The sequence below is a fragment of the Cellulosimicrobium funkei genome, from assembly GCF_900155925.1.
Taxonomy (GTDB): domain Bacteria; phylum Actinomycetota; class Actinomycetes; order Actinomycetales; family Cellulomonadaceae; genus Cellulosimicrobium; species Cellulosimicrobium funkei.
Genome location: NZ_FTMI01000003.1, coordinates 62915 through 76559, shown reverse-complemented (window position 1 = coordinate 76559; position 13645 = coordinate 62915). Strand labels below are relative to the sequence as shown.

The following is a 13645-nucleotide window of genomic DNA, read 5'->3' as shown; positions in this document are numbered from 1 at the left end:
ATCACCGATGAGCACGGTCACCCAGTCGATCGACGTCGACGTCCCCGTCCGCACGGCCTACGACCAGTGGACCCAGTTCGAGGAGTTCCCCCGCTTCATGGAGGGCGTCGAGGAGATCCGCCAGCTCGACGCGACGCACACGCACTGGAAGACGAAGATCGGCGGCGTCGAGCGCGAGTTCGACGCGGAGATCACCGAGCAGCACCCCGACGAGCGGGTGGCGTGGAACAGCACGTCGGGCCCCGACCACGCGGGCGTCGTGACCTTCCACCGGCTGAACGACACGCAGACCCGCGTCACGGTCCAGCTCGACTGGACGCCGGAGGGGGTCGTGGAGAAGGTGGGCGACGTCCTCCAGCTCGACGAGCGCCGCGTCAAGGGCGACCTCGCCCGGTTCAAGGAGTTCATCGAGTCCCGCGGGGCCGAGACGGGCGCGTGGCGAGGAGACGTCAGCTGACGACCCGGAGCACGTCGTCGGCCACGGCCGACGACGACACCCAGCACGTCACGGAGCGGGTCCGGTTCGCCCGGGCCCGCTCCGGCGCGTCGTCCGCGCCGTCGACGGTGTCGGCGGCGTCGGCGGCGGCAGCGTCGGCGGGCACCGCGGAGGTGCGCTGCGCGGTCGGCGATCTCACCGCCGTCGTGCACGTGTCCGGGGCGGACGCGCCCGACGTCGTGGTCGTGCTCGTGCACGGCGTCGGGTCGTCGGCGCGCGCGTTCGACCCGGTGCGGCGCGCGCTCCTGCGGCCGGGCGCGCTCCCCCGGGTCGCCGTGCACGCGATCGACCTGCCCGGCTTCGGCGCGGCGCCCCGCGCGTCGCGCGACGTGTCGATCGAGGAGCACGCGGCGGTCGTCGCGGAGCACGTGCGCCGCCGCGTGCTCGACCTGCCCGACGGCGCCCCGCGCCCCGTCGTCGTGCTCGTCGGCCACTCGATGGGCGGGCAGGTCGTCGCCCAGGCGATGGCCGACCACCCCCGCGAGGCGCCCGCGGGCGTGCTCGTCGGGCCGACCGCGGACCGCGACGCCCGCAGCGCGCCGCGCCAGGCGCTGCGGCTCGCGCGCGACGCGGTGGGCGAGCGGCCGCGCGCGCTCGGGACGCTCGCCGTCGACTACGTGCTGCGCTGCTCGCTGCCGCACTACGCGCGCCAGGTCCGGCACATGCTGGCGCACCGGCTCGAGGACGTCGTGCCGCGGGTGCCGGGGCGTCTCGTCGTGGTGCGGGGCGCGCACGACCCGATCGCCCCGCGCCGGTGGTGCCGCGAGCTCGCGCTCGCCGCGCCGCGCGGCATGTTCCGCGAGGTCCGGGGACGCCACCACGCGATGGACGCCGATCCGGAGGGGATCGTCGCGGCCGTGCGCGATGCTGGTGGACTGCCGCGCGGACTGCTGCGAGACCTGCCGCGAGACCTGCCCGGGGACCTGCCGTGAGGGCGCCCCGCTGGCCCCGCTCGTTGCGGCTGCGCGACCGCGCGGTGGACTACGCGTACGTCGCCGCGCGCCAGGTCCAGGGCGCCCTGCGCGCGCGCCGACCCGTCCCGACCGGCCCCGGCGGTGCGAGCCCCGTCGTGCTCCTTCCCGGCGTCTACGAGACGTGGCAGCTCCTCGGGCCGGTCGCGACGGCCCTCGCCCGGGCCGGGCACCCCGTGCACGCCGTGCCCGGCCTCGGCTACAACCGGCGCCCGTTCGCCGAGGCTGCCGACCGCACGGCGGCGTTCCTCGAGCGGTCCGACCTGCACGACGTCGTCCTCGTCGCCCACAGCAAGGGCGGCCTCGTCGGCAAGCGCGTCATGCTGTCGGCCGCCGGGCCGCGCGTCGCCGGCATGGTCGCCGTGGCGACGCCGTTCCACGGCTCGCGCTACGCGCAGTACCTCCTCGGCCGCACCCTGCGCGCGTTCTCGCCGCGCGACGCCGCGCTGGTCGCGCTCGCCGCCGAGCGCGGGGTCGACGCCCGCATCACGGCCGTCTACCCGCGCTTCGACCCCCACATCCCCGAGACCGGCCGCCTCGAGGGCGGACGGAACGTCGAGCTGCCGCTCGCCGGGCACTTCCTCCCGCTCGGCGACCCGGCGCTCGTCGAGGTCGTGGTGCGGGAGGTCGACCGGTTCGCCCGGTCGGCGCCCTCGGACTGAGCGCGGCCCTCAGGCCGAGCGGGCGGACTCGCCCACCGCGACGCGGACGAGCTCCTGCGTGCACCGGGTCATCGCCACGTACAGCCCGTTCCACCCGCGCGGCTCGGCGGCGACGCCGTCGGGGTCCACGACGACGACCGCGTCCCACTCGAGGCCCTTCGCCTCGGACGTCCCGAGGACGGGCCCGCCCTGGACCGCCGCGCGCAGCGTCGCGAGGCGCGCGAGCGGCGCCACGACGCCCACGGTCCCGCCGTCGTACCGGGCCGCGAGGCGTGCGACCTCGGCGGCGACCGTCTCACCCAGTCGTCCCGGCGCACCGCCCGGGACGACGACGTCCCGCGGCTCGACCCCCGCGTCGCGGACCGCGCGCGGCGGGTCGTTCCGGCTGCCCGCCGCGCGCAGCACCGGGCCGACGAGCGCCATGACCTCGCGCGGCGTGCGGTAGCAGATGGTGAGGTCCGCGCGCTGCCAACGCTCACCGAGAACGGGGCCGACGGCGTCCGCCCAGTCCGTGTGGCGGTGCGGCGCCTCGGTCTGGTCGACGTCCCCGACGGCCGTCACGGACCGCGTCGGGCAGCGGCGCAGGACCATGAGCCACTGCATGGGCGAGAGCTCCTGCGCCTCGTCGACCACGACGTGCCCGTAGACCCAGTCGCGACGCGCGGCCGCGCGCTGCGCGAGGAACTCGCCCTGCTCGCCGGGCGCGTCGGGAGCCCCCAGCGCGTCGGCGAGCGCGTCGAGCAGCGGCACGTCGCTCGGTGCGAGCGCGGGCGGCCCGCTCGTGACGCGACGCACCTCGGCCGCCGTCAGGTCGGGCGCGTGGCGCGCGAGGAGCGCGGCGTCGCCCAGCAGGTCCGCGAGCGCGGTGCGGACGTCCGTGACGGGCCACCAGGCGTCGACGGCGGCCGCGAACCCGGCGTCGCGCGCGAGATCCTCCCGGAGCCGGTCGAGGTCCTCCTCGGTGAGCTCGCCGTCGACGTCGCCGCCGCGCGCGCCGGTCGTGGGGGCGCGGTCGTCGCGCGCGGCGAGCCCGGCGTCGAGCTTCCCGAGCACGTCCTCGAACCCCTCCTCGACCCGTTCGAGCAGCTCGGTGTGGCGTTCCGCGGCCTCGTCCACGAGAGCGTCGAGCAGCAGGTCCACGGCCCGGCCCCGCGCGGCCAGCACGCTGCGGCCTCCCGCGCGAGAGGCACGCAGGACCTGGGCGACGCGGGCCGGGTCGAGCGTGAGCGGCTCGCCGTCGAGGCGGACCGTCAGGGCTCGCGCGTCCGGGACGAGGGAGTCCGCGTACCGGGCGACGACGTCCTGCCACAGCGCGCGCCCCTTGATCTCCGCGACGTCGCGCCCCTCCTCCCGCTCGGGCGCGACGCCGGGCACGAGCGTGTCGCACGTCGCCGAGACGACCGCCGTCTCCCCGAGCGCGGGCAGCACCTGCGCCACGTACTCGAGGAAGCGCGACGACGGCCCGAGCAGGAGGACGCCCCGCTCGGCGAGGTGCGGGTGGGTGAACAGCAGGTATGCGACGCGGTGCAGCGCGACGACGGTCTTGCCCGTCCCCGGGCCGCCCTGCACGACGAGCACCTGGTCCGCCGGGGCGCGCACGATCGCGTCCTGCTCCGTCTGGAGGGTCGCGACGGCGGTGCCCATGCGCCCGGTACGGCGCTCCGACAGCGCCGCGAGCAGCGCGCCCTCGCCGACGAGCCCGCCCTCCTCCTCCGCCCCGGTCGCCGAGCCGTCGAGCGGCTCGTCGTCCACGCCGGTGACCCGGTCCCCCGCGGTCCGCACGTGCCGACGCCGCGCGAGACCCTGCGGCTCGCGCGCTGTCGCGGTGTAGAAGGCGCGTGCACCGTCAGCACGCCAGTCGAGCACGAGCGGGTCCGCGTCGTCCTCGGGCGCAGTGATCCCGACGCGCCCGACGTGGCGCGTGGCCCCGTCGACGGTGTCGACGCGGCCGAAGACGAGCCCGCTCTCCGCGCGCTCGAGCTCGGTGCGACGGCGGCGCAACCCAGCGCGCCGCGCGCGCTCGACGACGGACTCGGCACCGGCCGGGTCCGAGACCGCGTCCCGGTAGGCAGCGCCGTCGGCAGGAGCGGTGAGCTGTGCGTCCAGCTCGGCGAGCAGGTCCGCGCGACGGGCGAGCGCGGCGTCGAGGTGCTGCTGCTCCTCGGCGATGGCATGCGCCGCAAGGTCGCGCCCGTGGTGGGGGCGGGTGGTGGCAGGCAGGGACGGGGAGGGCTGGACCGGCACGGGACCTCTTCTCGTACGACGTACGGACACGGGCCCAACGCGTCGGGGAGCATCGTTGTTCCCGTCTCTCCCGCCGCGACCGACGAGTCAGGGGACGCGCGTCGCCCAGAACGCGACGGCCGACGCCGCGGCGACGTTGAGCGAGTCCACTCCCCCCGCCATGGGGATCGTCACGACCCGGTCGGCCGCCTCGATCGCGCCGCGCGACAGGCCGTCGCCCTCTGTGCCGAGCACGAGCGCGAGCCGCTCGGGCGGGTCGGCCACGACGTCGTCGAGGCTCACCGCGTCGTCGGCGAGGGCGAGCGCCGCGACCGTGAAACCCTCGTCGCGCAGCAGGTCCAGCCCGCCCGGCCACGTCTCGAACCGCGTCCACGGCACCTGGAACACCGTGCCCATGCTCACGCGCACCGAGCGGCGGTAGAGCGGGTCGGCGCAGCGCGGCGAGACGAGCACCGCGTCCACGCCGAGCGCAGCGGCGGAGCGGAAGATCGCCCCGACGTTCGTGTGGTCCACGATGTCCTCCAGCACCGCGACCCGCCGCGCACCCGTCCCGCCGCGCGCCGCGGAGAGCAGGTCGCGCACGGGGAGCAGCGGCGGGCGGTGCATCGCCGCGAGCGCCCCACGGTGCAGGTGGAACCCGGTGATCGCCTCGAGCACGTCGGGCGCGCCGACGTAGACCGGGACCTGCTCGCCCGTGCCGCCCGGGGCGTCGTCGACCGGCAGCGCGGCGATGTCGTCGGCGAGGTCGTCGAGCCAGCGCTCGGCCATGAGGAACGACCGGGGCCGGTGCCCGGCAGCGAGCGCCCGCCGGATCACCGTCGAGCTCTCGGCGATGTACAGCCCCTTCTCCGGCTCGTGCTTGGACCGCAGCGCGACGTCGGTCAGGCGGTTGTAGTCCGCGAGGCGGTCGTCGGCGGGGTCGGTGACGTGCACCACCCGCAGGCCGGCTCGGGTGCTGGTCTCGCTCACGTCGTCGATTCTCCCAGGCATGCCACGCGCCCTTGTCCCCCGGCTCCGTCCTGTCTAGTCTGTCCAGACAGGAAGAGGAGCGGGGGTCGCATGAGCTGGCAGGTGCAGGACGCGAAGCAACGCCTGAGCGAGGTCTTGCGAGCGGCCGAGAACGGTCCCCAGGTCATCACCCGGCACGGCAAGGAGATCGCCGTCGTCGTCGGGATCGACCTCTACCACGAGCTCGCCGGGGTCCGGGTGGAGCTCGCCGACTATCTCCTCGAGGCACCCACGGCGGACGACCTCGACCTCACCCGTGACCGGACTCCGTTGCGCGAGCTCGATCTCGGGGCCGACGCGTGAGGTACCTGCTCGACACGAACGTCGTGTCCGAGCTCGTGCGAACCCGACCGGACGAGCAGGTCGTCGCCTGGCTCCGCGGGCTGCGGACGGCTCAGATCTATCTCTCGGTGCTGACCGTCGGCGAGATCCGCACCGGGGTCCAGCGCCTCATGTCTCGCGACGCCGCGCGGGCGACCGCGCTCGAGACGTGGGTCCACGGTCTCGAGGAGACGTACGGGGACCGCATCCTCCCCGTCACGCTCGAGATCGCGCAGCGATGGCCGGTCGTGCACGCGGCGCGCCCGCTGCCCGTCGTCGACTCCCTGCTCGCGGCGACCGCGCTCGCCCACGGGCTCACGGTGGCGACACGGAACACCCGGGACTTCGTCGACAGCGGCGTCCCCGTCGTCAACCCGTTCTCCTCACCCTGACCGCTGACCGCCGGCCGCTGGCGTGTCGCGGGTCACGGTCCTTCGCCCCTCGCGCGATCCGGGCATCGGGGGTCGAATAGGGGCATGGGATCCGCGCCGGACGCTGCACCGACCCCCGCCACGGCGGCCTCCTCGACCTCGGCGAGCACGACCGAACGGTCGCTCGACGCGCCGTGGTCGCGCCCGCCCGACGCCGTCCTCGCCGAGCTCGGCACGGACGCAGGCGGCCTCTCCAGCGCCGACGCCGCGACACGGCTCGCGGAGGTGGGGCCCAACCGGCTGCCGCCGCCGCAGCGCGACCCGCTGTGGAAGCGGATCCTCGTCCACTTCGACGACATCCTCATCTACATCCTGCTCGTCTCGGCGGTGCTCAAGGCGATCCTCGGCGACTGGGTCGACTTCACGGTGATCCTCGCGGTCGCGGTGATCAACGCGGCGATCGGGTTCATCCAGGAGGGGCGCGCGGAGAGCGCGCTCGAGGGCATCCGGAACATGCTGTCCGTCAACGCCGAGGTGCGGCGCGACGGTGCGTGGGCCCGCGTGGACGCCGACGACGTGGTGCCCGGCGACGTCGTGCGCGTGCGCTCGGGCGACCGCGTGCCCGCGGACGTCCGGCTGATCCAGGCGACGAACCTGCGCGTCGAGGAGTCGGCGCTCACGGGCGAGTCGGTCGCGGCGGCAAAGTCGGTGGCCCCGGTCGGGGCGGACGCGGGCGTGGGCGACCGGTCGAGCATGCTCTTCTCGAGCACGCTCGTGGCCGCCGGACAGGGCGTGGGCGTCGTCACCGCGACCGGGACGGCGACCGAGATCGGCCGGATCCAGACGATGATCTCCGAGGTCCGCAGCCTCGCGACGCCGTTGACGCGCCAGCTCGACCGGTTCGGCAAGCTGCTCGCGGTGCTCATCCTCGCGATGGCCGTCGTCATGGTGATCATCGGCCGCGTCTTCCACGACTTCACCGTCCCGGAGCTCATCTCGGCGTCCATCGGCTTCGCGGTCGCCGCGGTGCCGGAGGGCCTGCCCGCGCTCGTGACGATCACCCTCGCGCTCGGGGTGCAGCAGATGGCCCGGCGTCGCGCGATCACGCGCAAGCTCCCCGCGGTCGAGACGCTCGGCTCGGTGACCACGATCTGCTCGGACAAGACCGGCACGCTCACCAAGAACGAGATGACGGCGCGCACGGTCCGCACGAGCGGGCGCACGTTCGCGGTCGCAGGCGCGGGGTACGCGCCCGTGGGAGACGTGACCGTGCCCGACGACGCACCCCGCCCCGGGGCGACCGGCGCACCCGGCGAGGTGGACGGCGCGGGCGAGGGACCGGCGTCGGGCACCCGGCACGCGGACCTCGCCGACGACCGCGACCTCGCGGCCCTCGCGACGGTCATGATGCTGTGCAACGACGCGCGGATCGTGCCCGACGGCGAGGACACCGACGGATGGCGGCTCGTCGGCGAGCCGACGGAGGGCGCGCTGCGCACGCTCGGCATGAAGGCCGGCGTCGACCCGACGGGGTGGCGGCGCGTCGCCGTCGTGCCGTTCGAGTCCGAGAACAAGTTCATGGCGACGCTCGACGCCGACCCCGACGGCGGCCTGCACGTGCACGTCAAGGGCGCACCGGACCGCGTCCTCGACCGCTGCGCGACCCAGCTCGGCCCGGACGGCGGCAGCGAGCCGCTCGACCGCTCGTTCTGGGACGCGCAGATCGACGCGCTCGGCGGGCAGGGTCTGCGCGTGCTGGCGGCCGCGCGACGCCCGACCACCGACGACACGGCGGACCTCGACGTCGCCGACGTCGCGGACGGCCTGGAGCTGTGCGGGCTCGTCGGCATCGTGGACCCGCCGCGCCCCGAGGCGATCGAGGCCATCGCCGAGTGCCGCGACGCGGGCATCCGCGTGAAGATGATCACCGGCGACCACGCGGGAACCGCGCTCGCGATCGGCCGCGAGATGGGCATCGTCGACGCCCACGACGGCTCGTCCGCGCCGGCCGTGCTCACCGGCCCCGAGCTCGAGGAGATGAGCACCGAGAAGCTGCGCCAGGTGGTGCGCGACGTCGACGTGTACGCGCGAACGAGCCCCGAGCACAAGATCCGGATCGTGTCCGCGCTCCAGTCGCACGGCGAGGTCGTCGCGATGACGGGCGACGGCGTCAACGACGCCCCCGCGCTCACCCAGGCGGACGTCGGCGTCGCGATGGGCATCAAGGGCACCGAGGCGACCAAGGAGGCCGCGGAGGTCGTGCTCGCCGACGACAACTTCGCGACCATCGAGCGGGCCGTCAAGGAGGGCCGGCGGATCTACGACAACATCCGCAAGTCCGTCCTGTTCCTGCTCCCGACCAACGGCGCGCAGTCGCTCGTCATCCTCGTCGCGGTCTTGTTCGGCCTCACCCTGCCGCTCCAGCCGGTCCAGGTGCTGTGGATCAACATGATCACCGCGGTCACGCTGTCGCTCGCGCTCGCGTACGAGAAGGCGGAGCCCGACGTCATGCGCCGCGCCCCGCGCGACCCGAAGGCGTCGATCCTCGACGGCGCGTACGTGCGCCGCATCCTGCTCGTGTCGCTCCTCATCGGCGGCGCGACCATCCTGCTGTTCTACGTCGAGCGGGCGCAGGGCGTCCCGCTCGCCGAGGCGCAGACGACGGCGGTCACGATGCTCGCGCTGGGCCAGCTCGCCTACCTGTTCAACTGCCGGTTCCTCGACCGGTCGAGCCTCACGCTCGACGTGCTGCGCGGCAACCGGGTGGTCTGGGTCTCGGCGGCGACGCTGCTCGCGCTGCAGGCCGTCTTCGTCTACGCGCCGTTCATGCACTCGTGGTTCGACTCGGCGCCCATCGCGCTCGCGGAGTGGGGCAAGACGCTCGGGCTCGCGCTCGTCGTCTTCCTGCTCGTCGAGGTCATCAAGTGGGTCGGCCGGCGCTGGACGGCGCGCGACCACGTGCCCGCCCTCGTCGAGCGGGACGCCGTTCAGCGCTGAGAGGCGCGAACACCACGCGCCGTTGCACCTCGTAGCTCGTCGCGACGAGCACGGCGTCGGTGCCGACCTTGGCCGCGAGGAGCGGCAGGCCGATCCCGGTCAGCAGCGCGAGCAGCCCGTAGCTCGCCGCGAGCAGCACGGCCGCGAGCGCCACGTACCGGGCCGCCGCGACGCGCAGCGGGAGATCGCGCCCGCCCGGGAACACCAGGCGGCGGTTCACGGCGAAGTTCACGCCCGCGCTGAGCAGGCGCGCGCCCACCACGGCCGCGAGGAGCGACCCGGTGACCGCGTGCAGCGCGAGCAGCGCGACGACGTCGACCGCGGCCGAACCGAGCGACGACGCCGCGAACCGCAGCAGCGGCGCCCACACGCGCAGCGAGTCGGCGACGGGCCGGAAGTGCGAGGACGCGTTGTCGTCGAGGTACACCGTCGCGACGTCCACCTCGACGATCCGGCGGCCCGCGCGGGTCGCCTCGAGGAGCGCGCGCAGCTCGTACTCGTACCGGTCCCCGCGCACGGCGAGGAGGTCGCCGAGCAGGCCCGGCCCGTAGGCGCGCAGCCCGGTCTGGGTGTCCCGGACACGCGTGCCGGTCGTCGCGGCGAACGCCCAGCGGGTCGCGGCGTTGCCGATGCGGCTGCGCACCGGCACGTCGCCCGCGAAGCGCCGCGCGCCGAGCACGACGGCCTCGGGCTCGGCCTGCGAGCGCGCAGCGACCCGCAGCACGTCGACCACGGTGTGCTGCCCGTCCGCGTCGGCGCACACCACGCCGCGGCCGGGCAGCCGGTCGCGCACCCACCGGATCCCGGTCCGCAGCGCGTAGCCCTTCCCACGGTTCACCGGGACGGTGAGCACCACGGCGCCCAGCGCCCGCACCGCGCGGAACACTCCCCCGCACCGCCGGTCGCTGCCGTCGTCGACCACCACGACCGGGGACTCGGGGACGGCCGCCTGCAGCGCATCGACGAGTGCGACGAGCCGCGCGTCGGGCTGGTACGCAGGCACCACGACGGCGGTCCGCGCGACGCTCGTCGCCGGGTCCGCGGGCTGCTCGCGCGTGGTCGCGGCGGCCATCAGGCACCGTCCGCGACGTAGAGGACGTCGGACGTGCCCCGCTCACGACCCTGCGACGGGCTGTTGACGACCTCGCCGTCGAACCAGAGGGTCGAGGACCCGCCGCCGTCGATGTTGTAGGCGGTCGTCGCGCCGAGATCCTGCAGGATCCCGGCGAGCTCGGTCGTCGTCGCGCCGCGCGAGTAGCCCTCCTGATGGCCGTCCACGACGACGAGGACGAGGTGGTTCTCGTCGACGACCCCGATCGCCGTGCGCGGCTGCTCGCCCTGGATCGAGTGGTTCCCGACGTTCGTGTCGACCTCGACGTCGTCGATCCCGGCCACGACCTCGCCGTCCTCGACGAGCGCGGGCCCGAACGACAGCGTGTTCCACACCCCGGCGTCGACGAGGTTCTGCGCGTCCGTCGTCGTCTCGTCGTAGACCTCGACGTGGCCGTCGCGGTAGATCGCGAGGCCCTCGCGCGCGCCCTCGTCCCGGTACACGACGCCGTTGCGGATGACGATGCCGGTGTCACGGAACCCGTAGTAGTCGCCGTTGACCGCGAGGACGGCGCCGTTGTCGGCAGCGATGTCCGACGTCGTCTCCGTGATGTTCGTGCCGAACGCGTCCTGCGCGAACGCGGAGCGCAGGTCCGTCATGTCGGAGAGCACGACGTCGGCCACGTAGTACGTCAGGGTGTCGTCCCCCGACCCGGTGGTGACCCGGGAGACCGTGATGCTCGTGCTGTCGGACGTGTACGTGTCGCCGTCGACCGTCCCGGTGCCCGCGGAGGTGCCCGCAGAGGTCCCGGTCGAGGCGCCCGCGCCGTCGTCCGCGGTCGCCCCCTGGCCCGACGCCCCGCTCGCGTCGAGACCCTGCGAGGCCTCGTACGCCGACACGTCGGCGATCTCGACGTGCTCGACGACGAACCGGTTCAGCGCCCACGCCGTGGCGCCACCCAGCGGGAGCAGCACGGCAAGGGCCGTGACGATCGCGGCACGCCACCGTCGTCGGCGTCGGGACACGGGCGGCGTGGACGAGGCGGGAGGGGCGGGGTGCGGGACAGGGGTGCTCATGGGCCGTGTCTACGGAGCGGGCGTGTGCTGTCCGGATGCCACGGCTGTCCGTCCGCTGTGAGCGGCCGCGCGGCGCCCGGGGCGTCCCGTGACCGACCTCTCAGCCCGTCGGCTTGCGTCGACCGATACCCCGGGGGGTATCGTCAGAGCATGATCCCCTCGACCCCCGGCTCGACGACCCACCCGTCCGACCCCGACGGCGCCCGCCGCATCGTCGTCGTCGGCGGCGTCGCGGGCGGCATGAGCGCCGCCGCGCGCGCCCGCCGCCTCGACGAGCGCGCGTCGGTCATCGTGCTCGAGCAGTCCGACCACGTCTCGTTCGCGGGCTGCGGCCTGCCGTACCAGGTGGCGGGCGAGATCGCGGAGCGCGACGCCCTCCTGCTGCACACGCCCGCCTCGCTCCGCGCGAGCCTCGACCTCGACGTGCGGACGCGCCACCGCGTCACCGCGGTCGACCGCGCGGCGCGCACGGTCACCGTCGCCGCCGAGGACGGCACGTACGAGCTCGGTTACGACGCGCTCCTCCTCGCGCCCGGCGCGACCACCGTCCTCCCGCCCGTCGCGGGCCTCGACCACCCGGCCGTGCACACGCTGCGGACCATGGCGGACCTCGACGCCCTGGCGGCCCGGCTCGCGCAGCTCGAGGCGGAGGTCGTCGCTGGCCGCACGGCCCCGCTGCGGGCCGTCGTCGTCGGCGCGGGCTTCATCGGGCTCGAGGCCGTGGAGGCGCTCGTCGGCCGCGGTCTCACGGTCGACGTCGTCGAGCGCGCCGACCAGGTGCTCCCGCCGCTGGAGCCCGACCTCGCGCCGCTGCTCGCGGACGAGCTCCGCGACCACGGCGTCGGTCTCCACCTCGGGACCTCCGCGAGCGCCGTCGTGCCGCAGCCCGAGGGCGCGGACCACGCCGTCGCGCTCGAGCTCGCGGACGGCACCGTCCTCGACGCCGACGTGGTGCTCGTGAGCGTCGGGGTGCGGCCCGCGAGCGACCTCGCGGCGGCGGCCGGGCTCGCGCTCGGCGAGCGCGGAGCGATCCGCGTCGACGCCGACCAGCGCACGTCCGACCCGCACGTGTGGGCCGTCGGCGACGCCGTCGAGGTCGTGCACGCGGTCACCGGCGCGACAGGCCCCGTCCCGCTCGCCGGCCCGGCCAACCGCCAAGGCCGGCGCGCCGCGGACGCGATGACCGGGCACCGCACCACACCGCAGGCGCCCGTGCTCGGGACGGCGATCGTGCGCGTGTTCGGCCTCACCGCCGCCGTGACCGGGCCGAGCCACGCGACCCTGGCGGCGGCCGGCGTCGCGCACGAGCAGGTGCGCGTCCACGCGGCCCACCACGCGGGCTGGTTCCCCGGCGCCGAGCCGGTCCACGTGACGGCGAGCTTCGCGCCCGACGGCCGCCTGCTCGGCGCGCAGGCCGTGGGCCGCGCGGGGGTGGACAAGCGCATCGACGTGCTCGCGACCGCGCTGCGCGCCGGGCTCACGGCCGACGACCTCGCGGAGCTCGAGCTCGCGTACGCCCCGCCCTACGGCGCCGCCAAGGACGTCGTCAACATGCTGGGGTTCGTCGCGCAGAACGTGCTCGACGGCACCATGCCGCAGTGGCACGCGGCCGACCTCGACGAGGTCGTCGCGACGTCGCTCGTGCTCGACGTCCGGTCGCCCGCCGAGCACGCCGGCGGCCACCTCGACGGCGCCCTCAACGTGCCGCACACCGAGCTGCGCGAGCGGCTCGACGAGGTGCGCACCGCCGCGGCGGGGCGCCCCGTCGCCGTGCACTGCGCGAGCGGCGTGCGGTCCTACCTCGCCACCCGTGTCCTGATCGCCGCCGGGCTCGACGCGCGCAACCTCTCCGGCGGCTGGCTCACCCTGACCACCACGCCGCGCGCCGCGCGCACCCTCGAAGGAGTCCCCGCATGATCGACCGTCTCCGCCGCCTGTTCTCCCGCTCGTCCGACGACGGCGGCGTGCGCCCGACCGTCGACGCCGCCACCGCGGTGCAGCTCGTCCGCGACGGCGCGACGCTCCTCGACGTGCGCGAGCGCGACGAGTGGCGCGCCGGGCACGCGCCCCAGGCCGTGCACGTGCCGCTCGCCGACGTCCCCTCCGCCGCGCCGCGGCGGCTGAAGGACGGCGCGACCGTCGTCGTCGTGTGCGCGTCGGGGATGCGCTCGCGCACCGCGGCGCGCCAGCTCCGCTCGCTCGGCTACGCCGCGACGAGCCTGTCCGGCGGGCTCGGCGCGTGGCAGGCCGCGGGCGGAGCCGTGCGACGCTGATCCTGCGCCACCACGCGCGGGCCGCCCCCGGCCCCGCCAGACCCCGACCCTCGCACCACCGATCGACCCCCACACCCGAGGAGACCCACCATGTGCAGTCCCGCCCTGTGCCGCACGTGCGGCAAGACCACCTGGACCGGCTGCGGCATGCACGCCGACGAGGTCATGGCCGAGG

12 protein-coding genes are annotated in these 13645 nt (G+C 75.3%); 8 read left to right on the top strand and 4 right to left on the bottom strand.

Going from position 1 to position 13645, the window contains the following annotated elements; translation table 11 throughout:
* Window positions 1-7 precede the first annotated feature (7 nt).
* Genes BXA05_RS08485 through BXA05_RS08475 form a run of 3 tightly spaced genes read left to right on the top strand, consistent with a single transcriptional unit; the run spans window position 8 to window position 2129 of the window.
* Complete coding sequence (locus tag BXA05_RS08485; RefSeq protein WP_021483430.1) at window positions 8-457, top strand: SRPBCC family protein; 450 nt, start codon at window positions 8-10, stop codon at window positions 455-457.
* Window positions 436-1428 (top strand): alpha/beta fold hydrolase, encoded by a 993-nt coding sequence (locus tag BXA05_RS08480; RefSeq protein WP_083711746.1) that lies wholly within the window; start codon window positions 436-438, stop codon window positions 1426-1428. The genes BXA05_RS08485 and BXA05_RS08480 overlap by 22 nt, the downstream gene beginning before the upstream one ends.
* On the top strand, window positions 1425-2129 hold the full coding sequence (locus BXA05_RS08475) for an esterase/lipase family protein (protein ID WP_076404709.1): 705 nt from the start codon (window positions 1425-1427) through the stop codon (window positions 2127-2129). The genes BXA05_RS08480 and BXA05_RS08475 overlap by 4 nt, the downstream gene beginning before the upstream one ends.
* Window positions 2130-2138: 9 nt before the next feature.
* On the opposite strand, the gene BXA05_RS08470 is transcribed toward BXA05_RS08475, so the two are convergent.
* Entirely contained in the window at window positions 2139-4373 is a 2235-nt protein-coding gene (locus BXA05_RS08470) for a HelD family protein (RefSeq protein ID WP_244550420.1), read from the bottom strand.
* An 87-nt stretch (window positions 4374-4460) separates the two neighbouring features.
* Window positions 4461-5342, bottom strand: coding sequence for a TrmH family RNA methyltransferase (locus BXA05_RS08465; protein ID WP_244550419.1), 882 nt, complete (start codon window positions 5340-5342; stop codon window positions 4461-4463).
* A 90-nt stretch (window positions 5343-5432) separates the two neighbouring features.
* Here BXA05_RS08465 and BXA05_RS08460 point away from each other — a divergent pair, with 90 nt between their 5' ends.
* From BXA05_RS08460 to BXA05_RS08450, 3 genes are all read left to right on the top strand, one after another.
* Window positions 5433-5684: a type II toxin-antitoxin system Phd/YefM family antitoxin gene (locus BXA05_RS08460; RefSeq protein ID WP_021483664.1), complete on the top strand. Its 252-nt coding sequence runs from the start codon at window positions 5433-5435 to the stop codon at window positions 5682-5684.
* The gene (locus BXA05_RS08455; protein WP_076404707.1) at window positions 5681-6094 is read left to right on the top strand and encodes a type II toxin-antitoxin system VapC family toxin; all 414 of its coding nucleotides are present in this window, start codon (window positions 5681-5683) and stop codon (window positions 6092-6094) included. The genes BXA05_RS08460 and BXA05_RS08455 overlap by 4 nt, the downstream gene beginning before the upstream one ends.
* Before the next feature lie 84 nt (window positions 6095-6178).
* Complete coding sequence (locus BXA05_RS08450; RefSeq protein ID WP_076404706.1) at window positions 6179-9070, top strand: cation-translocating P-type ATPase; 2892 nt, start codon at window positions 6179-6181, stop codon at window positions 9068-9070.
* On the opposite strand, the gene BXA05_RS08445 is transcribed toward BXA05_RS08450, so the two are convergent.
* Window positions 8994-10142, bottom strand: a complete 1149-nt coding sequence (locus BXA05_RS08445; RefSeq protein WP_083711745.1) for a glycosyltransferase — start codon at window positions 10140-10142, stop codon at window positions 8994-8996. The genes BXA05_RS08450 and BXA05_RS08445 overlap by 77 nt on opposite strands.
* Entirely contained in the window at window positions 10142-11197 is a 1056-nt protein-coding gene (locus BXA05_RS08440; protein WP_076404705.1) for a phosphodiester glycosidase family protein, read from the bottom strand. The genes BXA05_RS08445 and BXA05_RS08440 overlap by 1 nt, the downstream gene beginning before the upstream one ends.
* A gap of 150 nt (window positions 11198-11347) precedes the next feature.
* Between BXA05_RS08440 and BXA05_RS08435 the strand changes: the two genes are divergently transcribed.
* Together BXA05_RS08435 and BXA05_RS08430 are read left to right on the top strand one after the other, a co-directional pair.
* On the top strand, window positions 11348-13114 hold the full coding sequence (locus BXA05_RS08435; protein ID WP_076404704.1) for an FAD-dependent oxidoreductase: 1767 nt from the start codon (window positions 11348-11350) through the stop codon (window positions 13112-13114).
* Entirely contained in the window at window positions 13111-13470 is a 360-nt protein-coding gene (locus BXA05_RS08430) for a rhodanese-like domain-containing protein (RefSeq protein WP_076404703.1), read from the top strand. Before BXA05_RS08435 ends, BXA05_RS08430 begins: the two co-directional genes overlap by 4 nt.
* Window positions 13471-13645 lie beyond the last annotated feature (175 nt).

What these genes read in the sequence shown, in the direction of transcription:
- BXA05_RS08445 (WP_083711745.1), bottom strand. Translation starts at nt 10,142, where the DNA reads ATGGCCGCCGCGACCACGCGCGAGCAGCCCGCGGACCCGGCGACGAGC.
- BXA05_RS08430 (WP_076404703.1), top strand. Translation starts at nt 13,111, where the DNA reads ATGATCGACCGTCTCCGCCGCCTGTTCTCCCGCTCGTCCGACGACGGC.
- BXA05_RS08460 (WP_021483664.1), top strand. Translation starts at nt 5,433, where the DNA reads ATGAGCTGGCAGGTGCAGGACGCGAAGCAACGCCTGAGCGAGGTCTTG.
- BXA05_RS08440 (WP_076404705.1), bottom strand. Translation starts at nt 11,197, where the DNA reads ATGAGCACCCCTGTCCCGCACCCCGCCCCTCCCGCCTCGTCCACGCCG.
- BXA05_RS08485 (WP_021483430.1), top strand. Translation starts at nt 8, where the DNA reads ATGAGCACGGTCACCCAGTCGATCGACGTCGACGTCCCCGTCCGCACG.
- BXA05_RS08450 (WP_076404706.1), top strand. Translation starts at nt 6,179, where the DNA reads ATGGGATCCGCGCCGGACGCTGCACCGACCCCCGCCACGGCGGCCTCC.
- BXA05_RS08435 (WP_076404704.1), top strand. Translation starts at nt 11,348, where the DNA reads ATGATCCCCTCGACCCCCGGCTCGACGACCCACCCGTCCGACCCCGAC.